The 24,607-nt window shown below is 49.9% G+C and carries 20 protein-coding genes; 3 read left to right on the top strand and 17 right to left on the bottom strand.

Features of this window, described 5'->3' with window-relative positions; genetic code table 11:
• The first annotated feature begins 45 nt into the window (after nt 1-45).
• On the top strand, nt 46-2,058 hold the full coding sequence (locus WKJ03_RS15410) for a methyl-accepting chemotaxis protein (RefSeq protein WP_337843124.1): 2,013 nt from the start codon (nt 46-48) through the stop codon (nt 2,056-2,058).
• A gap of 64 nt (nt 2,059-2,122) precedes the next feature.
• Here the strand turns inward: WKJ03_RS15410 and WKJ03_RS15415 are convergent, their stop codons facing one another.
• From WKJ03_RS15415 to rplU, 5 genes are all read right to left on the bottom strand, one after another.
• Nucleotides 2,123-2,503: a DUF3718 domain-containing protein gene (locus WKJ03_RS15415; RefSeq protein ID WP_337843125.1), complete on the bottom strand. Its 381-nt coding sequence runs from the start codon at nt 2,501-2,503 to the stop codon at nt 2,123-2,125.
• 77 nt (nt 2,504-2,580) lie between these two features.
• The gene (folA, locus tag WKJ03_RS15420) at nt 2,581-3,066 is read right to left on the bottom strand and encodes a type 3 dihydrofolate reductase (protein ID WP_337843126.1); all 486 of its coding nucleotides are present in this window, start codon (nt 3,064-3,066) and stop codon (nt 2,581-2,583) included.
• Between the two features lie 10 nt (nt 3,067-3,076).
• Entirely contained in the window at nt 3,077-4,237 is a 1,161-nt protein-coding gene (gene cgtA / locus WKJ03_RS15425; protein ID WP_337843127.1) for an Obg family GTPase CgtA, read from the bottom strand.
• Nucleotides 4,238-4,357: 120 nt separating this feature from the next.
• The gene (gene rpmA / locus WKJ03_RS15430) at nt 4,358-4,615 is read right to left on the bottom strand and encodes a 50S ribosomal protein L27 (protein ID WP_337843128.1); all 258 of its coding nucleotides are present in this window, start codon (nt 4,613-4,615) and stop codon (nt 4,358-4,360) included.
• 15 nt (nt 4,616-4,630) lie between these two features.
• Complete coding sequence (gene rplU, locus WKJ03_RS15435) at nt 4,631-4,939, bottom strand: 50S ribosomal protein L21 (RefSeq protein WP_337843129.1); 309 nt, start codon at nt 4,937-4,939, stop codon at nt 4,631-4,633.
• Between the two features lie 206 nt (nt 4,940-5,145).
• On the opposite strand from rplU, the gene ispB reads away from it, so the two are divergent.
• On the top strand, nt 5,146-6,117 hold the full coding sequence (ispB, locus tag WKJ03_RS15440; RefSeq protein ID WP_337843130.1) for an octaprenyl diphosphate synthase: 972 nt from the start codon (nt 5,146-5,148) through the stop codon (nt 6,115-6,117).
• Between the two features lie 85 nt (nt 6,118-6,202).
• Here ispB and mdh read toward each other — a convergent pair whose 3' ends face one another.
• Nucleotides 6,203-7,141 (bottom strand): malate dehydrogenase, encoded by a 939-nt coding sequence (gene mdh / locus WKJ03_RS15445; RefSeq protein ID WP_337843131.1) that lies wholly within the window; start codon nt 7,139-7,141, stop codon nt 6,203-6,205.
• Nucleotides 7,142-7,327: 186 nt separating this feature from the next.
• Between mdh and argR the strand changes: the two genes are divergently transcribed.
• Complete coding sequence (gene argR, locus WKJ03_RS15450; RefSeq protein WP_337843132.1) at nt 7,328-7,795, top strand: transcriptional regulator ArgR; 468 nt, start codon at nt 7,328-7,330, stop codon at nt 7,793-7,795.
• Nucleotides 7,796-7,803: 8 nt separating this feature from the next.
• Here argR and WKJ03_RS15455 read toward each other — a convergent pair whose 3' ends face one another.
• From WKJ03_RS15455 to pdhR, 11 genes are all read right to left on the bottom strand, one after another.
• Nucleotides 7,804-8,709, bottom strand: a complete 906-nt coding sequence (locus tag WKJ03_RS15455) for a Dyp-type peroxidase (RefSeq protein WP_337843133.1) — start codon at nt 8,707-8,709, stop codon at nt 7,804-7,806.
• Between the two features lie 992 nt (nt 8,710-9,701).
• Nucleotides 9,702-10,973 (bottom strand): ammonium transporter, encoded by a 1,272-nt coding sequence (locus WKJ03_RS15460; protein WP_337843134.1) that lies wholly within the window; start codon nt 10,971-10,973, stop codon nt 9,702-9,704.
• 10 nt (nt 10,974-10,983) lie between these two features.
• Nucleotides 10,984-11,322, bottom strand: coding sequence for a P-II family nitrogen regulator (gene glnK / locus WKJ03_RS15465; protein WP_337843135.1), 339 nt, complete (start codon nt 11,320-11,322; stop codon nt 10,984-10,986).
• A gap of 158 nt (nt 11,323-11,480) precedes the next feature.
• Entirely contained in the window at nt 11,481-11,891 is a 411-nt protein-coding gene (locus WKJ03_RS15470; protein ID WP_337843136.1) for a YacL family protein, read from the bottom strand.
• 74 nt (nt 11,892-11,965) lie between these two features.
• A complete protein-coding gene (acnB, locus tag WKJ03_RS15475; protein WP_337843137.1) occupies nt 11,966-14,563 on the bottom strand; it encodes a bifunctional aconitate hydratase 2/2-methylisocitrate dehydratase in 2,598 nt (865 codons plus the stop codon).
• A 256-nt stretch (nt 14,564-14,819) separates the two neighbouring features.
• Nucleotides 14,820-15,224: a TlpA disulfide reductase family protein gene (locus WKJ03_RS15480; protein ID WP_337843138.1), complete on the bottom strand. Its 405-nt coding sequence runs from the start codon at nt 15,222-15,224 to the stop codon at nt 14,820-14,822.
• 24 nt (nt 15,225-15,248) lie between these two features.
• On the bottom strand, nt 15,249-17,330 hold the full coding sequence (locus WKJ03_RS15485) for a M13-type metalloendopeptidase (protein WP_337843139.1): 2,082 nt from the start codon (nt 17,328-17,330) through the stop codon (nt 15,249-15,251).
• 175 nt (nt 17,331-17,505) lie between these two features.
• A complete protein-coding gene (gene lpdA, locus WKJ03_RS15490) occupies nt 17,506-18,918 on the bottom strand; it encodes a dihydrolipoyl dehydrogenase (protein WP_337843140.1) in 1,413 nt (470 codons plus the stop codon).
• A gap of 133 nt (nt 18,919-19,051) precedes the next feature.
• The gene (gene aceF / locus WKJ03_RS15495) at nt 19,052-20,671 is read right to left on the bottom strand and encodes a pyruvate dehydrogenase complex dihydrolipoyllysine-residue acetyltransferase (protein ID WP_337843141.1); all 1,620 of its coding nucleotides are present in this window, start codon (nt 20,669-20,671) and stop codon (nt 19,052-19,054) included.
• Between the two features lie 11 nt (nt 20,672-20,682).
• Nucleotides 20,683-23,349 (bottom strand): pyruvate dehydrogenase (acetyl-transferring), homodimeric type, encoded by a 2,667-nt coding sequence (gene aceE / locus WKJ03_RS15500; RefSeq protein WP_337843142.1) that lies wholly within the window; start codon nt 23,347-23,349, stop codon nt 20,683-20,685.
• A gap of 67 nt (nt 23,350-23,416) precedes the next feature.
• Entirely contained in the window at nt 23,417-24,175 is a 759-nt protein-coding gene (pdhR, locus tag WKJ03_RS15505; protein WP_337843143.1) for a pyruvate dehydrogenase complex transcriptional repressor PdhR, read from the bottom strand.
• Between the last annotated feature and the right edge of the window lie 432 nt (nt 24,176-24,607).

Here is a 24,607-nt window from a genome sequence, read left to right on the forward strand (position 1 = left end):
TCTGGGCAGCAACCGCAAATGCGTTTTGATCTTGGGAGTCAAAGTATGAAGTTAACGGTCGCCTTGCGGATTATCGGTGGTTTTGGTGTGATTTCACTGCTACTACTGATTATCGGCATCACCTCTTACCAAAGCCTGAGCAGTATCAACAGCTCTACATCCAAGGTAAACGACATTTCAATACCAGCACTGGAAAACAGTGCCATTTTGCAAAGCGAATTTGTCAAAATGAGCAAAATCAGCCTGCAAGCTTTTAATGCGGACGAAGTCAAAGACGTCAAAACCTTCAAAGGCTCTTTTGACCAGGAAAAAGCACAATATGATGCCTCGGCGACAGCGCTGCAAACTGTGGTGGCTGAAGAAGAAGAGTTAGCGAACTCCTTTAAACAAGTATCAGCAGCCTACACTGACTTTATTCCAGTCAGCGATAAGTTATTTACTGAACTGCAGAATAAGCTGACATTGCGGGATGACATTGCCAGTAAACTGTCTGATCTTGAAATGAACTCTGACGATTCAGCGTCTTTATTGCTGGATTTCAGCGACGTCCGTGACGTCAGCCGGCGTTTCCCGAATGCAGCCAAAGCGGCCACAGAACTGGAAACCGGTTTGAATACCCTGGTCAGTGTGGTGGTTGATTTAACCAGAACCAACAACCCTGCCACATCAGACACCATTTCCAACGAAATCAAATCCCGTGTGGATGGTGTCACACAACAGATGAGCACCATTAGGGATGAAGCAGGCAGCAGTGTGGAGATAGTTGCCGAGCTGGATGAAAAAATTACCGCGATCGCTGAATTGCTGACTGGCTCTGATGGCATTCTGGCATTAAAGTCCCAGATGTTGGCCGCCTCTGCTTCATCAGAAAAGTTGTTACAACATGCTGAAGACCTCAACAAAACCGCGCTGGAAAGCCTGAATGCTTTGTTAGCCCGTGCCCGTGCAGTCGCAGGGGAAATTCAGGGGGAAGCACAAAGCAGTGTCAGCACAGCTATCTCCATTATTATCATCTTCTCCCTGGTATCCATTGCCTGTGCTGCCGTAGTGGCCACCCTGACAGTGCGTAAGGTGACCCAGCCATTAGCCAAGGTGAACGAGATTCTGGGGGTAGTGGCTTCAGGCGATCTGACCAGACGTCTGGATGACAGCTCTCAGGATGAATTTGGTGAACTGGCCCGTAACTGCAACAAAGTGATTACCAATCTGCGCCAGCTGATCCAGGGTATCATTTCACGTTCCACTCAGTTGGCTGCGGCTTCGGAGCAAACTTCCGCCATTACCGTAGAAACCACAACCGCCATCCGTGAACAGAAGTCTCAGGTCACTCAGGCGGCAACTGCAACGACAGAAATGAGCAGCACCTCGCAGGGGGTGATGCAAAGCTCGAACGATGCCTTGGGCCAGATCAAAAATGCCGACAGCGAAGCTGAGCGCGTGAAAACCATCTCAGAAAACAACAAGCAAACGATTCTGCAGTTGTCACAGGAAGTGGAACAGGCATCAGGCGTTATTAACAAGCTGCACAAAGACAGTGCCTCGATTGGCAGCATTCTGGATGTGATCCGTGGTATTGCAGAACAAACCAACCTGCTGGCCTTAAACGCTGCCATTGAAGCCGCGCGGGCCGGCGAGCAGGGTCGTGGTTTTGCTGTGGTTGCTGATGAAGTTCGTTCTCTGGCAAGTAAGACACAAGCCTCGACTCAGGAAATTCAGGCAATGATCCAGGTCCTGCAAACCGGCGCTCATGCGGCGGTTGAAGCCATGAACAAAGGCAAAAAGCAGGCTGAAAATTGTGTGACGCAAACTGAAGTTGCAGCCGAAGCTCTGGAATCCATTACCAACGCGGTGCATCTGGCTCATGATATGAGTGAGCAGATCTCTCATGCTGCCCGCGAGCAAAACCAGGTTTCAAATGAAATCAGTCACTTGTTGGAATCCATTGTCACCATCGCTGAACAGACTGCTTCGGGCGCTGAACAAACCTCTCAATCCAGTCATGAAGTAGCCCGATTGGCGGAAGAGTTACGTCAGTCCGTGGATCAATTCAAAGTTTAAACTGCCCACCCAAGGCAGAAAAATAAAAAATCCGCCAATAGGCGGATTTTTTTATGGCTCAGGCTTAATCACCACCGCCAGCACGGGCTTTTAATACAGCCAGCAGAGGCGATGCGGAGAACCCATTGGCTTCTGCCCAGGCAATATCACCCGACGCTGTGATATGCGCACCAGGCAACTGCTTGGCGATGAATTCGCCCACATCGTTTGCATTATTTTTGAATGCCAGCCGGAGCAACGAATCACCGTTGCAGAGCACTCCATCATAGATATTGCGTAAACGTAAGCGATAGTCACTCAGTACCTTACGCAGCCGATTTTTGTCGTCAGCCTTGACGTAGTCACACATAGAAGCAGCCAGCTGATCATCGGCCTTCACTTCGGGAGACACCACGATAGCTCCTGCTACCAAAACTCCAAACAACATTGCTGGCAACAATTTCATACCCAACTCCTGCACTGACAAAAAAACAGACAAATTTATCTTAACAATATGTCTGCGCAGGTGCAAACCCAGCTTATTTATCTGCGGTTTAAGGTGAGGAACTGATAAGAATAAGGATTTTTTTCGTCGGGTTGATATGTCTCGGTGGAAAGCACCTGCCAACTCGCATGTGCAAGGTAATCAGGGAAACAAGCATCACCTTCAACCTTGAGGTCAATATGGGTGAGGTAAAGTACAGACGCCAAAGGCAAAGCCTGGCGGTACACTTCGGCACCGCCAATGACCATGACTTCAGCTTCATTCGAAACCAAAGCCAAGGCCGCCTCCAAGCTATTCACCCACTCCGCATCCTGGCTGAGGGCGTCCCCACGGCTGATCACTATGTTACGCCGGCCAGGCAAAGCTTTTCCTATCGACTGATAGGTTTTACGCCCCATAATTACCGGTTTTCCTAAAGTCACAGCTTTAAAATGCTTCAGGTCTGCAGGTAAATGCCAGGGCATCTGGTTGTCTTTGCCAATGACCCGTTCAGCCGCCATAGCGGCAATCAGCGCTATTTTCATCGGCGGTTCCTTAACGGCGGTAAATCACTTCGACGCCATAATCGTCGTCATCGAAGTCTTCATCGTCATCCAGATCATCTTCAAGATTCATCACATCTGAGTGATAGTCATCCCACTTGAAGGTGACTGGTGCGGCATCAGCCTGCTCCTGAATTTTATCCTGTGGCAGAGTTTCCAGATAGGCATGAATATCACCAGCCATTTGCTGGGTGTTGGTGCGGCTGGCCGCGGCGATTTTATGAACAGGACCTTCCCAATTCAGCGCTTTGGTGACGGCAGCAACGACCTCGTCCTGTTCATCGTCCAACAGCAAATCAATTTTGTTAAACACCAGCCAACGCGGCTTCCCGGCCAGTTTTTCACTGTACTTTTCCAGCTCACGGATAATAGTCAGCGCATTTTCGACTGGATCAGAGCCATCGGCCGGCAATACGTCCACTACATGTAATAACAGGCGGCAGCGCTCCAGGTGCTTCAGAAACTGAATACCCAAACCAGCACCTTCAGCTGCACCTTCGATCAAACCAGGAATATCAGCGATGACATAAGATTTATGCGCTTCTACCCGCACTACACCCAAGTTTGGCACTAAGGTAGTGAATGGGTAATCAGCCACTTTAGGTTTGGCAGAAGAGACGGCCCGAATTAATGTGGACTTACCTGCATTTGGCAATCCCAACAGGCCGACATCAGCTAATAGCAGCAGCTCCAGGCGGATATTGCGCACTTCGCCTGGTGTCCCGTTGGTTTTCTTGCGGGGAGCCCTGTTGGTGCTGCTGGCAAAGCGGGCATTGCCCAAACCATGCCAGCCCCCTTTGGCTACCATCAGTTTCTGGCCAGCCTTGGTCAGATCACCGATAACTTCGTCGGTATCCATATCTACTGCCCGGGTACCCACGGGAACACGTAAGATCAGATCAGCACCACGCTTACCTGTGCAGTTGGTACTCATACCATTTTGCCCACGTTCGGCCTGATGGTATTTCTCAAACTGATAATCCACCAAAGTGTTCAGATTGGTATCAGCCAGTAAATACACATCACCGCCATCACCACCATCACCACCATTTGGGCCACCTTTGGCAACAAATTTTTCGCGGCGGAAACTGACGATGCCGTTGCCACCGTCACCGGCTTCAACCCGAATTTCCGCTTCATCTACGAATTTCATCTGGATTATCCTGCGTCAAAAAGAGATGGCTTCATTATACTACCCTTGCAGCAAATTGAAGCCTGACTGTATATAAACAAAAGCCCCGCACTAGGCGGGGCTTTATCAATCCTGCAACCGTTACTCGGTAACGATGCTAACGAATTTGCGGTTGTACTCGCCTTTCGTTTCGAACTGAACTTTACCGTCAGCCAGAGCGAATAAAGTGTGGTCTTTACCGATACCTACGTTGCTGCCAGCGTGGAATTTAGTACCACGTTGACGCACGATGATGTTACCAGCTAATACTGACTCACCACCAAAACGCTTAACGCCTAAGCGTTTCGCTTCTGAATCGCGACCGTTGCGAGTGCTACCTACACCTTTTTTACTTGCCATGAGTAGTTACTCCTCTTAAGCGCTGATGCTGGTAATTTTCACTTCAGTAAACCACTGGCGGTGACCAGCTTGTTTACGGTAGTGCTTACGACGGCGGAACTTAACGATTTTTACTTTATCGCCACGGCCATGATTGACCACTTCCGCTACTACTTTGCTCCCGGCAACTACTGGAGTGCCGATTTTGATGTCTTCGCCGTTAGCGATCATCAGAGCTGCAAATTCGATAGTTGCGCCGGTTTCTAAGTCCAGTTTTTCTAGACGAAGGGTTTGACCTTCAGTTACACGGTGCTGTTTACCACCACTTTGGAAAACCGCGTACATAGTTAACTCCAAACAAAGCACGCCAACTCTTTGGGGCGTGTTAATTACAAATCACAGGGCGCGAATTGTACGCAATTTCCCCTACCCCCGCAAGAGCAAATATCAAAAAGATCAAGAAGGACAAAAAGATCAGATTTCCTTTAGCTCCGTTGCGGCTCTGGTGTAGAATTGGCGCAATTCAATGCCTAAGCAGTTGTTTTTATTTCATGACGCTTGAACAAATCCGCCAGTTGAGTCTCGAAGACATGACGGCAGTGAACCAGCATATATTCTCTCAACTGACGTCAGAAGTCGCTCTGATTAACCAGTTGGGTATTTATATTGTAAACAGCGGCGGCAAACGACTTCGCCCGCTGCTGGCTGTTTTAGCCGCCCGCGCCTTGGGCTATCAGGGGCAACAGCACATCACTCTGGCTACTATCATCGAATTCATCCATACGGCAACTTTGCTGCATGACGATGTAGTGGATGAATCTATGCTGCGTCGTGGCAAAGAAACAGCCAACGCGGTATTTGGAAATCAAGCCAGTGTTTTGGTGGGTGATTTCCTCTACACCCGCGCATTTCAGCTGATGGTCTCATTGGACAAAATGCAGATTATGCAAATTCTGGCTGACGCCACCAACGTGATTGCTGAAGGTGAAGTGCTGCAGTTAATGAACGTAAATGACCCGAACACCACTGAACAGAGTTATATGCAGGTCATTTACTGCAAAACGGCGAAGTTGTTCGAAGCCGCCACTCAATTAGCGGCCATATTGGCAGAGCAACCCGACTCAGTAGTCAATGCAATGAAGCTTTACGGCATGCATTTGGGTACAGCCTTCCAACTGATTGATGACGTACTGGATTATCAGGCAGATGCCAATGAGCTGGGTAAAAATATTGGTGACGATTTAGCCGAAGGCAAGCCCACATTACCTTTGATTTATGCATTGCGCCAAACGTCCGGTGAGGAACACCAGCTGCTGAAGGATGCCATAGAACACGCTAATGGCATGCAGCATCTGGATCGCATTCTGGCCATTTTGCAGCGCACCGATGCCTTTGTATACACTCGCCAGATAGCTGAACAGGAAGCCGATAAAGCCAAGTCAGCCATCGCCTTTTTACCTGAAGGGCCTTACAAACAAGCGTTGGAAACCTTGGCAGACATCGCAGTCGAACGTTCGCATTAAATCTGATGGCAGCCGAATCATGCCAATCAGTTTTTTGGGCGTAAAAAAAGCCAGCATCAAGCTGGCTTTTTTATCACCGAATCAATCAGGCCTTAGCAACAAAGTCTTCGCCAAGAGTGATATCAGCTTTTAAAGTCCCTAACATGTCCGCCATCGCTTTTTGTTCGTAGGCACTCAAAGTACCAATTGGCAGTAATTCTTCTACGCCGTTTTTACCCAGGACCAGTGGCTGAGCAAAGAAACGGGCATGTTCGCCAGTGCCTTCCACATAAGCATACTCAGTGACTTTTTCACCCTGCAGGCCTTTGATCAGCGAGACACAGAAACGGGCAGCTGCCTGACCCATCGACAGAGTGGCGGATCCGCCACCAGCCTTGGCTTCAACCACTTCAGTACCTGCATTCTGGATACGGTATGTCAGGGAAGCCACTTCTTCCTCGGTGAAGCTTACACCTGCTACCTGAGACAACAGAGGAAGAATAGTTGTACCGCTGTGACCACCGATCACCGGAACGATTAACTCAGCTGGGTTTTTGCCTTTTAATTCAGCGATGAAGGTTTCAGCACGGATAACATCCAGGGTTGTGACACCAAACAAACGTTTTGGATCATAAGTGCCGGCCTTTTTAAACACTTCAGCCGCAATAGCAACAGTGGTGTTTACAGGGTTCGTGATAATACCGACCAGCGCTTTCGGGCACTGAGCCACAATAGCTTCCGCCAGAGTTTTTACTACGCCGGCATTAATATTGAACAGATCTGAGCGGTCCATACCTGGTTTGCGTGGCATACCGGCCGGGATCATCACAACATCAGCACCCACCAGAGCTTTATCCAGATCTTCTTTACCAAAACCCGTCACTTTAACCGCTGTAGGGATATGGCTCAAATCCACGGCCACACCTGGCGTTACCGGAGCCAGATCGTACAATGCTAAATCGGTGCCAGCAGGCAGGTTCAGCTTTAACAACAAAGACAACGCCTGACCAATACCACCGGCAGCACCTAATACGGCAACTTTCATGCTATTCTCCCAATTTACGGTTCAATGGAAACGCGCCAACACTACTAAAATGCGGCGTAAAATACAATGAAGCTACGCCTAAAGTCTGAGCATTTTTGCGGAATTTAGTGTAATTTACCTAATGAATGCGCTGTCAACAGCAAAGCTTTGGATAAAACCGGGCTGAGCAAGAAAATAAGAAATATGATGACTAAACAATCCAAGCAGGAAGCCTTGATCCAGGCCTTTAAATCTTTATTAAAAGAAGAGCGTTTTGGCTCACAAAGTGACATTGTGGAGGCATTAAAAGCGGAAGGCTTTGATAATATCAGTCAATCCAAAGTCTCACGCATGCTGAGTAAATACGGTGCGGTACGTACCCGTAATGCACGGCAGGAAATGGTGTACTGCCTGCCGCCAGAGCTCGGAGTCCCAACGACCAAAAGCCCGCTGCGACAACTGGTTTTGGACATAGAACATAATGATGTGATGATCATTATCCGGACCAGCCCTGGAGCTGCTCAATTGATTGCCAGACTGCTGGATTCGGTTGGCAAAGCGGAAGGTGTACTGGGCACTATAGCGGGTGATGATACGATTTTTATCGCGCCAACCAGCGTCAAGAACATTAACTACACATTGACCAAAGTGACTGAGCTGTTTGAGAAAGTCTGACAGCTCCCCTATCCCCATTTTTCCAGCATATTGAGCGATGGCGCAAAAAATAATGCGCCTTGCTCAATAGGACAATAATCCAGCATCCGGTCATAACCATCCGATGTTCCGAGGCGATGGCTCAAGTACTGCACTATATCTGCTGGTTCAGCACTACAACCCAAAGCCACCAGTCCCTGTTGCTTGGCATCTGCATAAGGCATATTTTGCCACAGCAGTCTGAGCCGTTTCCCTTGCGGCTCCAGGTTTGCCCGTTCTGCCATCGAATCCGCATCACGCTGCGCACTGGGAAGAAGCTGCCCACTGACTTTGTATCGCCCTACCAAGTCTTGTTGTTGTTCCTGACTGAGCTGAAGCCATCTGTGCATTTCATAGTTTTGTTTTGTCAGCAGCAGGTAACTGCCACCATTCAGTGCATTTCCAGCTTGTTCAATCAGGGCTGCCGTACGCTTGGCCCGGCCTCGCGGGTTGTCCGGGTTGTCATAGAACCCGGTCAAATCCCGACCATCCAGATAACGAAAACAGAACCACTGCTCAACCAACTCTGCGTGAAAGGCAAGCAGCTGCATCACTTGAGACAACGCGATGTAAAGGACATCAAATCGATCCGCCCGTAAATGGATCAATAAGTCGTAATGAAAAGCCGGTACCGTGATTTCGGTTTGCCCCAACTCAGACCAAGAGGGAAAATCAGGCTTTACGTTAATAGCCAGTCTGGGCCAAAGAGCAGAGCCAAGCGCAACCACACTGTTAAGCATCGCCTCGGAGAATTGCTCGGCCAGCAGATCGATCAGCGGACTGATCTTGCCTAATTGCAACTTAAGCTGCTTCTCCCGCCCCTCTAACCCATTAAATAACAGAAAAACCCCATGTAAATTGGGTTCAGCACAAATACCTGTTTGTTCCCTTGCCATAGCCGCCAGATTGGATAGTTGTCAACGTCTTGATCATAACGAAAGCGGCCTGTTGAAGCAGCAGATTTTCGCGCCTGACAGAAATATCCGCTTTTTTTCTGAAGACTTTGTGCGATATATCTCACAAATTAGTGAGCCATAGCGGCATTTTCTACTCCAAAGCATACCTAAATATTCTTATCTGACTGTTTTATATGAATTTATTAACAACGAAATCAGATTACAATTTTATAACAGCGCTCTCATTCTCATTTAGGGTCTCCCTTTTTTGCCTGAAAGGTCCATAATTACTTCGTCGCTGGATGCGGCAACAAGGTCAGGAGACCAGTAAGGATCAATGCGACAGGAAGTCAATGCAGGATGCAATGGACAAACAGGGATTGTGCAGGATGCCGCAAGGATGAATGGGACAGGTCAAGGATGAACAGCACCCTCTGGAGAGGGTACAAATGGAAAATGGATTCTGCTGGACGCAGCTGGATGTTTCAGGATGAAACCAGGGATGATCCATCAAGGATGGTGATCGGTAGGATGCCGATAAAAAGCATTGGGGGCCGCGAAGTTCGCGGCCCATCTTATTTTTAAACAGCACATCTTTTGAATTCGCACACTCCCCAACGACAGATCCGGCTCTCAGACAGCTAAATAATGTCGCTTTTTACAGCTATCCCGAGCTAAATTAGATTAATAACTCTAATTAATTGCAGAAATATTTCACTCCCCGGCTTTTCCATCCCCAGGACAGCTGTTAGATTAACCATGTCCTGAACAAAAATAAGGCAATGGCGCACCAAAATAGCCCATTGCTATTGGCACCGACCAAAATAAAAAACCCCGGTAACTTAAGCTACCGGGGCTGTCTGATAAAAGACAAAGGACAAGGATAGACGATTTGGTGGTAAGGGTTTAGTGACTGAGTTCAGCAGCAACCAAAGGCGCTGCTGACTCGGTCACACGCTCCTGAGAAGCCCCACCGGCTCTCCCCAGGCTGCTTACTTTACTGTGGATACAAACTCAGGGTAGGCTTCGATACCACACTCTGCATGATCCACACCTTCATACTCTTCCTGTTCGCTGACCCGAATACCCATCACTAATTTCAGGACGAACCACACGATAAAACTCGTTACGAATACCCAGACAAAGATGGTCGCTGCACCGGCCAATTGACCTGCAAAGCTTGTGCCTTCTTTTGTCAATGGTACCAATAACAGACCAAACAGACCCACAGTTCCGTGCACAGAAATAGCGCCTACAGGGTCATCAATTTTCAGTTTGTCCAGTGCCAGAATTGACGCTACCACTAAGACACCTGCAATACCGCCAAAGATGGCCGATTGCAAAGCTGTTGGTGTTGAAGGTTCAGCAGTAATGGCTACCAGACCTGCCAAAGCACCGTTTAACGCCATAGTTAAGTCCGCTTTCTTGAACAACAGTTTAGACACGACTATCGCCGTGATAGTGCCAGCTGCAGCTGCAGCATTGGTGTTCAGGAAGACCATAGCCACAGCGTTGGCATTGGAAATGTCGCCCAGCTTCAGTACAGAGCCACCGTTAAAACCGAACCAACCTAACCACAGAATTAACGTACCCAATGCAGCTAAAGGCATATTAGAACCCGGAAACGCATGGGCTTTACCATCTTTACCGTACTTGCCTTTACGAGCCCCCAGCAACAATACACCAGCTAAAGCAGCAGCGGCGCCTGCCAGGTGGACAATACCTGAGCCGGCAAAGTCAGAGAAACCTAAATCGCCCAGCGAGTACAGACCAAAGACTGACTGACCACCCCAGGTCCAGGCCCCTTCCATTGGGTAAATAACACCTGTCATCACCACGGCAAAACCCAGGAAAGCCCACAACTTCATACGTTCAGCCACTGCACCAGACACAATAGACATCGCAGTGGCAACGAATACCACCTGAAAGAAGAAATCTGAGGCTTTGGAATAGATAGCACCACCTTCGAAGCCATCTTCACGGGCAGCAAACTCTGCCAGGGTCGCAGTCACATCGACTGAGCCCACACCACTTAAGAAGAAACCACCTTCGTACATCAGCTGATAACCACAGATCAAATACATGGTACAGGCAACTGAGTACAAAACGACGTTTTTTGTCAGAATTTCTGTGGTGTTTTTAGCCCTCACCAGACCAGCTTCCAGCATAGAGAAACCGGCTGCCATCCACATCACCAGAGCACCGCATACCAAAAAGTAAAAGGTGTCCATTGCATACTGTAAGTGAAAAATTTGTTCTTGCATTACAATCCCCTTAGATGGCTTCTGAGTCCATTTCACCAGTGCGGATACGCACTACCTGTTCCAGGTCATAGACGAAAATTTTACCGTCCCCGATACGGCCTGTATGCGCCGCTTTTTGGATCACCTCCAGCAGCCGCTCTACATTTTCATCCAATGTCGCGATTTCCAGTTTTACTTTTGGCAGAAAATCAACCTGGTATTCGGCACCGCGGTACAGCTCGGTGTGGCCTTTTTGCCGGCCAAAGCCTTTCACTTCAGTCACAGTCAAACCTTCAATGCCGATATCCGCTATGGCTTCACGGACATCGTCAAGCTTGAATGGCTTGATGATGGCAGTTACGAGTTTCATGGTTATTATCCTTAGAGTGTCTTGTTGCATTGCTTCCAGTACAAGAAAGTGCTGTGCCAAGATTAAAAGCACATAAAAAACAAACACATATAGAAAAAAATTTTTTTAAGTAAAAAAAAATGCACCGATAAGGTGCATTTTCTCACAAGCAAGGTGCGTCATTGAGGCAAGAACTTCAGCCATGCGCTCAGCAAGTGCAACAAATCTTCCAGGCCACATTCGCAAAACAACAACAACTGGTCTTCTCCCAGTTCTTCCTCCATCAGCTCAGTCTCCAGCCCCAGACTGTGGTGGCGGATCTGCACTTCCTGCCGCTCCACTGTCAGGCTGTATTCCCTGCCCTGCCAGTAGTAACTATCATAGGGCCCCAAGGCCGCTAACGCAGTGACAAGGGGCTGATAGGCCGAGGCACGCTGCGCAAACTCATCCAACAGAAACTGTTGCAACGCTAAGTGTTCATTACCCAGCCGCAACAGGTAACACCTGGATTGACTGTTATAACGCCGGTCAAACTGTGCAAACTGTTGTTCAACCTGTATCTCGTCCAGCGCAAGAAAATCGTATTCCATCCAGAGTTTAACCTTCGATTCAGTCAAAAATAGCAAAGCCCGCCGAGGCGGGCCTTGTTACATCTTCATGGTCATTACACAGCTTGCTGAATGATTACATCTTTCGCTTTGCTGGTGTACTGGCTCATCTGATGGAAGTTCAGGTAGCGGTATGTGTCTGCTGCCGTGGTTTCTATCTGTTTAGCGTATTCCAGATACTCTGCCACAGTCGGCAGGCGACCCGTCACCGAAGCCACAGCAGCCAGCTCAGCAGATGCCAGGTAGACGTTTGCGCCTTGACCTAAACGGTTCGGGAAGTTACGGGTCGAGGTGGAAACTACAGTAGTGTTGTCACCTACACGGGCCTGGTTACCCATACACAGAGAACAACCTGGGATCTCAATACGGGCACCAACACGGCCATAAATACCGTAGTAACCTTCTTCGGTCAGCTGGTCTTTATCCATTTTGGTCGGTGGAGCAATCCACAGACGGGTTGGGATCTGACCTTTGAATTTATCCAACAGTTTGCCTGCAGCACGGAAGTGACCAATGTTGGTCATGCACGAACCGATAAAGACTTCGTCAATCTTGTCACCTGCTACAGAAGACAACAGACGGGCATCATCCGGATCGTTCGGCGCACACAGGATAGGTTCTTTCACGTCAGCCAGATCAATCTCGATAATGGCGGCGTATTCAGCATCAGCGTCGGCACGTTCCAGTTTAGGATTAGCTAACCAGGCTTCCATCCCCTGAATACGACGTTCGATAGTACGGACATCGCCGTAACCTTCGCTGATCATCCACTTCAGCATCACAATGTTGGACTCCAGATACTCACGTACCGAAGCTTCAGACAAGGTGATAGTACAGCCAGCCGCAGAACGCTCAGCAGAGGCGTCAGACAATTCGAAGGCCTGTTCAGCTGTTAAATGTTCCAGACCTTCAATTTCCAGTACGCGGCCAGAGAAAATATTCACTTTGCCTTTTTTCTCTACCGTCAGCAGGCCCTGCTGAATGGCGTAGTAAGGAATAGCATGGACCAGGTCACGCAGCGTGATACCTGGCTGCATTTCGCCTTTGAAACGCACCAGTACAGACTCTGGCATATCCAGTGGCATGACTCCAGTAGCGGCAGCGAAAGCCACCAGACCAGAACCGGCCGGGAACGAAATACCCAGCGGGAAACGGGTATGCGAGTCACCACCAGTACCCACTGTGTCTGGTAATAACATGCGGTTCAACCAGCTGTGGATCACACCGTCACCTGGACGCAGCGAAATACCACCGCGGTTCATAATGAAATCAGGCAGCGTGTGGTGCGTATTCACATCCACTGGCTTCGGATAAGCCGCAGTGTGGCAGAAAGACTGCATCACTAAATCAGCAGAGAAACCTAAACAGGCCAGGTCTTTTAATTCGTCACGGGTCATAGGACCTGTGGTGTCCTGAGAACCTACTGTGGTCATTTTTGGTTCACAGTACTGACCAGGGCGGACACCGGTCACGCCACAGGCTTTACCTACCAGTTTCTGCGCCAGGGTGTAACCTTTGCCAGAATCAGCGGCAGCCACAGGACGCTGGAACACTTCTGAATGGCCCAGACCTAAAGCTTCACGCGCTTTGTCAGTTAAACCACGACCGATGATTAATGGAATACGGCCACCGGCGCGCACTTCGTCCAGCAGTACGTTGGAACGCAGTTCAAAAGTAGAGATCACTTCGTCGGTGCCATGACGTTTCACCACACCCTGGTGCGGGAAAATATCAATCACATCACCCATGTTCATACTACCTACATCCAGTTCGATTGGCAGAGAACCAGAGTCTTCCATGGTGTTGAAGAAAATTGGGGCAATTTTGCCACCTAAACAGACACCACCAGTGCGTTTGTTTGGCACAAATGGAATGTCATCACCCATAAACCACAACACAGAGTTGGTCGCAGACTTACGGCTGGAACCTGTACCAACCACATCACCCACATAAGCCAACGGGAAGCCTTTTTTCTGCAGCGCTTCAATTTGTTTGACCGGGCCAATAGAACCCGCCTGATCCGGTTCAATACCATCACGGCTGTTTTTCAGCATGGCTAAGGCATGCAGAGGAATGTCCGGACGTGACCAGGCATCTGGTGCTGGCGATAAATCATCCGTATTGGTTTCGCCCGTCACTTTAAAGACAGTCACAGTAATTTTTTCTGGAATGGCGGGTTTGCTCAGGAACCATTCGGCGTCAGCCCAGCTTTGTAATACAGCTTTGGCGTGTGCATTGCCTTTATCCGCTTTTTCTTTTACATCGTGGAACGAATCAAACATCAGCAGGGTGTGTGACAACCCTTTACCGGCAATGGCACCCAGCTTGCTGTCATCCAGCAGGTCAATCATGGGCTGAATGTTATAACCACCAAACATGGTTCCCAGCAATTCAGTAGCACGCTCTGGCGTCACCAATGGGCTTTGCACTTCGCCTTTGGCCACTGCACTTAAAAAGCCTGCTTTGACATAGGCCGCTTCATCAACACCAGGTGGAATACGGTTTTCTAACAGATCAACCAGAAATGCTTCTTCACCTGCTGGTGGATTTTTCAGTAATTCAACTAAATCGGCCACTTGTTGTGCAGTCAGCGGCTTTGGAGGAATGCCCTGGGTCGCGCGCTCGGCGACATGTTCACGGTATTGTTGTAACACAGTAATGTCCTCTGGTTAGGTCGCCGCAACGCTGCTGCAGCGAGGGAAAGGAAGCAATAGAAACAGCTGGATTATAAGAAAAAACCCACTGAATTGACATCAGAGTATAAGCAGTCAGGCTTATAGTCACTATAAATACGATGAATGACCACCCCAGTTGAGAATTATTCTCAAAAATACTGGTGCAGTATCTTAACTACGTTTTCCGAAGGTTCCAGGTGCGGTGAATGCGTAGTGCTTACCAAACCCGCCTCTCTCAATGAAAGTCCCTCCGCCAGCTTGCCTCAGCCTGTAACGAATACGCCTGTTCAATGATTTGGGTTTGCCGATCCAAGCGCACTATAGAAGGCACAGCGCGCCGTTCATTGCCAAAAGAACGCCTTTGCAGCAAGCCGTCAGCCTGCGCAGCCAGCCATAGCTGCTCTTTAAACCCCGTTTTATCCAACATACGACGGATGCCTTGTTCGTCGTCATCCAAAGCGACAGCGACAAACTGCACTTTGAATGCACCCTGTTCCGACAACTGCTGCACCGTGGCCATCGATTTATAACAAGGCAAACACCAGGAAGCAAAGAAATAGAGTACGCTGTCTTTCCCCTGCAATTCGTCAAATGAACGTGCTGAGCCAGCTAAAAACACAATGGCCGCATCAGCGGCCATTGTAGTAACAAAAGCTTTGGTTCTTTACCAAATCTTCACCCGGTTTTCCGGCGCTATATACATCTTGTCGGTCGGTTTGACATCAAAGGCGGTATAAAACTGCGGCAGGTTCGACAGAATGCCATTCACACGGTAATGCGGCGGTGAATGCGGGTCTGTTGCAATCATTTGCTGCATAGCGGCATCACGATACTTAGAACGCCAGACCTGAGCCCAGCTCAGCAGGACGCGCTGCTCGCCAGTATAACCATCCAGCACAGGAGCTGGCTGACCGTTCAGGGACAGCTCATAGGCTTTTAATGCCACCGTCAGGCCACCTAAATCACCAATGTTTTCACCCAAGGTCAGATCACCATTTACAAAATGACCTGGCACGGGTTCAAACTTGCTGTACTGTGCACTTAAGGCCTGAGTCAGTGCCTTGAAGCGGCTTTCGTCTTCAGCCGTCCACCAGTTACGCAGGTTGCCATCGCCATCAAACTTGGCACCCTGATCGTCAAAACCATGACCGATTTCATGGCCTATTACAGCGCCAATGCCGCCGTAATTCACGGCATCTTCAGCCGCCATGTTGAAAAACGGCGGTTGCAGAATAGCGGCTGGGAACACAATTTCATTGTTCACTGGGTTGTAGTAAGCGTTGACTGTCTGTGGTGTCATAAACCATTCGTCTTTATCAATAGGCTTGCCCAGTTTGGCCAGCATCTGGTCATAACCCCAATGATTGGAGCGTACCGTATTGCCCACCAAATCATCGGCTTTAATCTCTAAAGCACTGTAGTCTTTCCATTTATTTGGATAACCAATTTTTGGCGTAAAGGTGGCCAGTTTCGCCAGTGCCGCTTTCTTGGTGTCTTCTGACATCCAGCTCAGCTCTTTAATCGAGGCTTCATAGGCTTTAATCAGATTGGCCACCAACTGTTCCATGCGGGCTTTGGCTTCTGGTTTGAAATGACGCTCAACATAAAGCTTGCCTGTCAGCTCACCCAACACAGAATCCGATGAGGCCACCGCACGTTTCCAGCGCGGCTTCTGCTCTGTGGTACCGCTCAGCACTGTGCCGTAAAACTGGAATTGACGATCGGAGACTGCTTTATTCAGTTTGTCAGCAAAACTGTTGACCGTATGGAACGTCAGGTAATCCTGCCAGCTTGCCAGGTCTGTCTCTGCAATCACTTTGGGCAAGGCCGCAAAATAACTGGGCTGGCCAATAATCAGCTCATTCACGGAAGCCAGCTTGGCACCGGCGGCAAAATCAGCCCAAGAGAAATCACCCAACATAGTGCTCAGCTCAGCCGCTGTCACTTTGTTGTAAGTTTTTTCTGCGTCACGGTTCTGCACGCGAGTCCATTGCAGTTCAGCCAGTTGCTTTTCCAGCGCATACACACGTTTCGCTGCATTCGCTGGGTCTGGCTGTTTCGCCAGCGTCATTAAATCCTGCAGGTAGCTCTGATACTCCGCCTGAATTTTTTTCGAATGTTCGTCCTCTTTCAGGTAGTAATCGCGGTCAGGCAAACCCAGGCCGCTTTGATCGGCGTATACGGCATACTGGCTGGAGTTTTTCGCGTCGTTATTGACGTACCAGCTCAGTGGAATGCTGACACCATCACGTTGCAGCGACGCAAACACAGCCGCCAGCTGTTTTTTATCCTGCAGCGACTGGATCAGTTCCAGCTGAGCTTGCAGCGGAGTTAAACCCAGCTCTTCCAGTTTGGCTTCGTTCATATAGCTGTTGTAATAACTACCCAGCTTTTGTTCATCCGAACCAGCTGTCAGATCAGTGCGGCTGGATACTTCTTCAATAATAGTTTTCACCGCCAGCTGAGAGTTGTCCGCCAGCACATGGAAAGAACCGTACGAGGCTTTATCAGCTGGGATCTCGGTCTTATTCAGCCAGCCGCCATTAATGGCCAGGAAGAAATCATCCTGCAGACGCACTGTATTGTCGAAGTTCTCTTTGTCCACTCCAGACACTAAAGCCACTGCGGGCGCTGCTGATTGTTCGGCTTTTGCTGTGGAGTTATCAGTCGTTTGTGGTGCTTTACCACAAGCCACCAGACCTAACGCCAGCGCCACGCTGACGGCAGTCAAAGTTATTTTTTTCATGTTGGTCCTGCCAGAATATCGGATGGGAAAAAGCTTTCCTATGGTACGCCTGTTGAAAGCATCCTGTGAACAGAAGTTGTAACAGAATATAAATAACCCCACTAGTTCAGCGGACTGCCGTCAACTGGACTAAAAAGCAAAAAGGCCGCTAAGCGGCCTTTTTTCAGGGGAAAAATTACTTCTTTTTCGCTTTTGGATTTGGCAGGTCAGTGATTGAACCTTCGTACACTTCAGCCGCTAAACCAATAGATTCGTTCAGTGTTGGGTGGGCGTGAATGGTCAGCGCAATATCTTCAGCATCGGCACCCATTTCAACCGCTAAACAGATTTCACCCAGCATTTCACCGGCGTTGATACCGACAATAGCGCCCCCCAGAATGCGGTGCGTTTCTTTGTCGAAAATCAGTTTAGTGAAGCCTTCAGTGCGGGCTGAAGCGATAGCACGGCCAGAGGCAGCCCATGGGAATACCGCAGTTTCTACCGCAACGCCTTTCTCTTTCGCTTCTTTTTCAGTGATACCAACCCAGGCCATTTCAGGATCTGTGTAGGCCACTGAAGGAATGCAACGTGGGTCGAAGAAGTGTTTCATACCAGAGATCACTTCAGCAGCCACATGGCCTTCGTGCACCGCTTTGTGTGCCAGCATCGGCTGGCCAATCACGTCACCGATAGCGAAAATGTGCGGCACATTGGTACGCAGTTGTTTATCCACATTGATAAAACCACGCTCGTCCACATTCACACCGGCTTTGGCTGCGTCCAGCAGTGAACCGTTTGGACGACGGCCTACAGCAACCAGAATTTTGTCGTAACGTACTGGCGACGCTGGTGCGTTTTTGCCTTCGAACGTCACATACAGACCGTCCGCTTTGGCTTCCACAGCCGTCACTTTGGTGGACAGCATCAGGGTGAAGTTGTCTTTGTTGTATTTGGTGTAGGCTTTAACGATATCCGCGTCAGCGGCTGGCACCAGTTGGTCCGCAAACTCAACTACGGAGACTTTAGAGCCCAGAGCACGGTACACAGTGCCCATTTCCAGGCCTATAATACCGCCACCCAACACCAGCATTTCGCCTGGAATATCTTTTAATTCCAGCGCGCCGGTAGAATCGATCACCCGTGGGTCATCTTTTGGAATAAATGGCAGCGCAACAGGCTCAGAACCGGCAGCGATAATGGCGCTGTCGAAGGTAATGGTGGTATCGCCTACTTGCAGGGTGTTGGCACCGGTGAATTTGCCGTAACCGTTCACCACTTTCACTTTACGCATTTTGGCCATGCCAGACAGGCCGTTGGTCAGCTGACCGACCACTTTGTCTTTCCAGGCACGGATTTTGTCTAAATCAATTTGTGGAGCGCCGAAAGTCACGCCGTGTGACGCCATCTCGCGGGCATCATCAATCACTTTAGCCACGTGCAGCAGGGCTTTGGATGGGATACAACCCACGTTTAAACAGACACCACCTAAAGTGCTGCGTGCTTCCACCAGGGTCACGTCCAGCCCTAAGTCGGCGGCCCGGAATGCCGCTGAATAACCACCAGGGCCTGCGCCCAGAACGACGACTTGCGTTTTGATTTCGTTGCTCATGGATTTACCTTTTATCTCTGTTCAGATAACTGCCTGATTTCTCTCAGACAGGCGAAAAATGAAGTGGGCGAAATTTTAACATCGCCCATGTAAGAAGTCCCGTAACTTTTCAGTCCACGGGACATCTTTTGCCTTACATAATGATCTGACGAATATCGCTCAAATAGGACGCCAGGGTTGCGGTAAAGCGGGCGGCCAGCGCACCGTCAATCACCCTGTGGTCATAAGACACCGACAGCGGCACCATCAGGCGAGGTTCAAACTCCTTGCCGTTCCATTTTGGTTTGATGTCCGACTTGGACACCCCCAGAATGGCCACTTCTGGCGCATTGACTATAGGTGTAAAAGCCGTACCGCCAATGCCACCCAGGCTGGAGATGGTAAAAGTCCCGCCCTGCATATCAGCCGAGGTCAGTTTCCCTTCACGGGCTTTGCCAGAAATTTCCTGCAGTTCACGTGACAGCTCGATAATGCCTTTTTTGTTGACATCACGAACCACAGGCACCACCAGGCCATTGGGCGTATCAACCGCAATACCCAGGTGCACATATTTCTTCAGGATCAGGGCACTACCGTCTTCAGACAAAGAACTGTTGAAGGTTGGGAATTCTTCCAGCGCCTTGGCAACGGCCTTCATCACAAACACCAGCGGGGTGTATTTCACGCCCAGCTTTTTCTTGTCGGCCAGTGCATTCTGCTCTTTACGGAACTCTTCCAGTTCGGTGATGTCCGCTTCATCAAACTGAGTGACATGCGGAATTCGCACCCAGTTCCGGTGCAGGTTGGCACCGGATAATTTCTGAATACGTGACAGTGGTTTTTCTTCCACCGGACCAAACTTGGCAAAGTCGACTTTTGGCCAGGGGATCAGGTCAAAACCAACGCTGTTAGCAGAACCAGTGACCGAACCCTGGCCAGAGGTCACCTGCTTGATAATGTTCTTCACGTAGTTTTGCACGTCTTCGCGCACAATGCGGCCTTTGCGGGCCGAACCTGCCACTTTCGACAGATCAACGCCAAACTCACGGGCCAGACGACGCACCACGGGCGATGCATGGGCATAAGCGCTGTTTTCCACAAAACCTGTGCTGGTGGCGGCAGCAGGCGCAGCCGTTGCGGCTGGCGCTGCAGCTGGTGTTGGCGCAGCAGCCATTGGAGCAGCTGGGGTCTGAGCGGACACTGGCGCCGGGGCTACTGCAGCAGGTGCAGAACCCGCCACTTCAAAGCGCATGATCAGCGTACCGGTTTGCACCTTGTCGCCTTTATTGACGATGATTTCTTTCACTACACCAGCAAAAGGTGCAGGCACTTCCATTGAGGCTTTATCACCTTCCACCGATAACAGCGACTGATCTGCGGTAACGCTGTCACCCACTTTCACCATAATTTCGGTGACTTCAACGGCATCACCGCCGATATCCGGTACTGCGACGTCTTGCACGGCTGAAGCCGCAGGCGTAGCCACCGGGGCTGCAACAGAGTCTGCGACAGGCACTGCAACTGGTGCTGCGGCAGCAGGACCTTCAGCGTCGAACAGCATAATCAGGCTACCGGTTTTCACCTTGTCGCCCGCTTTCACTTTAATTTCTTTGACAGTACCGGCCTGAATGGCGGGTACTTCCATCGAGGCTTTATCACCTTCCACCGATAACAGCGACTGGTCGACTGCGACTTTATCGCCCACTTTGACCAGTACTTCGGTGACTTCTACTTCATCCGCACCAATGTCCGGTACATGAATTTCAATCGTCATGTCCAATCCTCTTATGCGTACAGCGGGTTAGTTTTATTGGTATCAATACCAAAACGGGCGATGGCGTCCTGCACCAGTTGCTTGTCAACAGCACCTTGTTTGGCCAGTTCACGCAGCGCCGCCAGTACCACATAACCAGCGTTTACTTCAAAATGGCGACGCAGGTTTTCACGGCTGTCAGAACGGCCGTAACCGTCCGTACCCAGTACTTTGTAAGACACTGAAGGTACAAAAGCACGCACCTGGTCGGCGTAGTTTTTAATGTAGTCAGTGGCCGCAATCACAGGCTCTTTACCGAGCACCTGAGCAATGTAAGGCACTTTTTCCTGTTCCAGCGGGTGCAGCATGTTGAAACGCTCACAATCCTGACCGTCCCGTGCCAGCTCGTTGAACGAGGTCACTGAGAACACGTCAGAGGCCACCCCATAGTCTTCACTCAGAATTTCAGCGGCTTTACGCACTTCATTCAGAATGGTACCGCTGCCCATTAACTGCACTTTGGCTTTGTCGCCAGCATGGCTTTCCAGTTTATAGATACCACGACGGATGCCTTCTTCAGCACCAGCAGGCATGGCCGGGTGGTGGTAGTTTTCGTTCATCACTGTGATGTAGTAGTAGATGTTTTCCTGAGAAGCACCATACATACGACGGATACCATCCTGCATAATCACCGCCAGCTCATAGGCATAAGTCGGGTCATAAGAAATGCAGTTCGGTACTGTGCCGGCCAGAATATGGCTGTGACCGTCTTCGTGCTGCAGGCCTTCACCATTCAGTGTGGTGCGGCCCGCTGTGGCGCCTAACAGGAAACCACGGGCTTGTTGGTCACCGGCCAGCCAGGCCATATCGCCCACACGCTGGAAACCAAACATCGAATAATAAATGTAGAACGGGATCATTGGCAGATCGTTGGTGCTGTATGAGGTTGCCGCCGCCACCCAGGACGCCATAGCACCGAGCTCGTTAATGCCTTCCTGCAGTACCTGACCTGAGGTTTCTTCTTTGTAGTAAGACACCACGGCACGGTCTTCCGGCGTATAGGTCTGGCCACGAGGGTTGTAGATACCAATCTGACGGAACAAACCTTCCATACCAAAAGTACGGGCTTCGTCGGCAATAATTGGCACAATGCGTTGGCCAATGTTGGCATCTTTCAGCAGTACGTTCAGACCACGCACAAAGGCCATCGTAGTCGAGATTTCACGTTTCTGCTCTTCCAGCAGAGGTTCAAAGGCATTCAGCTCTGGCAGCGTCAGTGTTTCGCTGAACTGTGGCAGACGCACTGGCGTGTAGCCATTTAATGCGTTGCGGCGGGCATGCAGATACTGATGCTCAGGTGAACCTTCAGGCAGTTGGATATATGGCAGAGAAGCGACATCTTCTTCACTGAGGTAATCTTCCAGACCCAGGCGCTTGCGAATTTGCAGCACATGGGTCATATCCATTTTCTTCACCTGGTGCGCGATGTTTTTGCCTTCAGCGGCTTCACCCATACCATAACCTTTGATGGTTTTGGCCAGGATCACTGTGGGGCGGCCTTTGCATTCCTGCGCGGCTTTAAAGGCAGCATACAGCTTGGATGGCTCATGACCACCACGCTTTAAGGCGAAAATTTCTTCATCCGTCATGTCTGCAACCAGAGCCGCAGTTTCCGGATAACGACCAAAGAAGTGCTGACGTACATAAGCGCCGTCTTTGGCTTTGTAGGTCTGGTAGTCACCGTCAACCGTTTCGTTCATCAGCTGCAGCAGCTTGCCGGTGGTGTCTTTGGCCAGCAGCTTGTCCCAGCCACTGCCCCACACCACTTTAATCACGTTCCAGCCGGCACCACGGAACAGACCTTCCAGTTCCTGGATGATTTTGCCGTTGCCCATCACAGGGCCGTCCAGACGTTGCAGATTACAGTTCACCAGGAAACACAGGTTATCCAGTTTTTCACGGGCAGCGAACGACAGCGAACCACGGCTTTCCGGCTCATCCATTTCACCATCACCGAGGAAGGCATAGACACGTTGATCGCTGGTATCTTTTAAACCGCGGCCTTCGAGGTATTTCAGGAAACGGGCCTGATAAATCGAGGTGATAGGACCTAAGCCCATAGAGACGGTCGGGAACTGCCAGAATTCCGGCATTAACTTCGGGTGCGGGTAAGAGGATAAACCTTCACCCCCTACTTCCTGCCGGAAATTGTCGAGCTGATCTGCGGTTAAACGGCCTTCCACAAAAGCACGGGCGTAAATGCCCGGAGAAATATGGCCCTGGTAATACACCAAATCGCCACCGTCTTTTTCATTTGGCGCGCGGAAGAAATGGTTAAAACAGGTTTCGTAAAAGGCAGCGGATGACTGGTAAGATGCCATATGGCCACCTAAATCCAGCTCTTTTTTCGAAGCACGCAGAACGATCATAATAGCGTTCCAGCGGATCACCGAGCGAATTTTACGCTCCAGGTTTACGTCGCCAGGGTACGCAGGTTCCTGCTGAGGAGGAATGGTATTGATGTAGTTGGTGGTCACGCCAGTTGGCATGTCCACGCCTTCTAATCTGGCTTGCTCCAGTACTTGTTCCAGCAGGAACTGGGCGCGTTCCACGCCTTCTGTACGAACAACGGATTCCAGCGCTTCCAGCCACTCTTGGGTTTCCAGCGCGTCGACGTCAATGGTAGTGACTTCAGACATAGTCAGTTTCCTTTTTGGATGGACTGCCAGAGCAGACCATCAACCAGTTAAAAAATTCCTCAGCCCGTCAGTTCTGTTGTGAACGACGAAGCGAGCGTTCAATGCGTGAGCGCTCCCGGTCCGCTTCCAGCAAAGCCTCTTCAATAAAGGCCAAGTGGCTGTTGCTGGCTTGCCGGGCTTGCTCCGGCTCGCCATTGATCACTGCGTGCATCAGGGTGTGCCGATGCGCGTTCAGCTGGCTCACTACACCTTCCTTGGGACGCAGCACTTCAAGGTTTAACTTGATGTTCTGCTCCACCAGCGGCGTTAAGCCGCGCACCAAATGCAAAAGCACCACATTGTGGGATGCCTCTGCGACTGCCGAATAAAACTGGCCTACGGCCCGGGCTTCGGCGTCTAAATCCTGTTGCTGCTGGGCAGCACAAATCTGCTCGTAACATTGAGTGATTTGGGCAAAATCAGCCGCAGTTCCGCGCAAAGCTGCGTAATAAGCACAAATGCCTTCCAGCGCATGACGGAACTCCAGCAAGTCAAACTGCGATTCAGGGTGACGGCCAATCAGTGCAAATAAGGGGTCTGTTAAACCTACAGCCAGATTGTCACAGACATAAGTACCGCCGCCCTGACGCTGGCTGACCAGCCCTTTGGCTTCCAGCTTTTGAATCGCTTCGCGCAACGAGGGGCGTGAGACATCAAACTGTTCGGCCAGTTCGCGCTCTGGCGGCAGCTTTTGTCCGGGCGAAAAAATTCCCTCCAGCAGCATCTGCTCGAGTTGACCTACTATCTGATCGGATAACTTGGCCGGTTTTATTTTTAAGCTGGACATGAAACTCTGTCTGTTGCCTTGTCAGGTTGCGCTGCTTTTAATCAGCTTATTGTAAATTGGTCAGACCAATTTTATAAATTGCGGCTTAACTTAACAGAAACTGCATGGACTGTAAATTAAAGCGCCCTGTTCTGCGACTTTCCGGCGACAAATAATTAGAGTAATCACTCAAAATTTCTTGAGCAATTCTGCGCCATATTAATTGGTCTGACCAATAATGCTGTTTACTGCATAAAATAAAAGGCCGATCGGAGATCGGCCTTCTGGGTGAAGCAGAAGCAAGTGGGGGTCAGCTGACCCAGCCGGACAAGGTCAAAACAGCAACTAAAGCCAAGAAAAACAACACGTTACGCTTAGATAACTGCACCATACAGGCAGTTTCTTCGCTGCAGTTGTAGCTGTCTTCCGGTAATGGTTCTGCCGCTTTGGCGA

The sequence above is a fragment of the Rheinheimera sp. genome (assembly GCF_037442525.1).
In the GTDB taxonomy this organism is placed as follows: domain Bacteria; phylum Pseudomonadota; class Gammaproteobacteria; order Enterobacterales; family Alteromonadaceae; genus Pararheinheimera.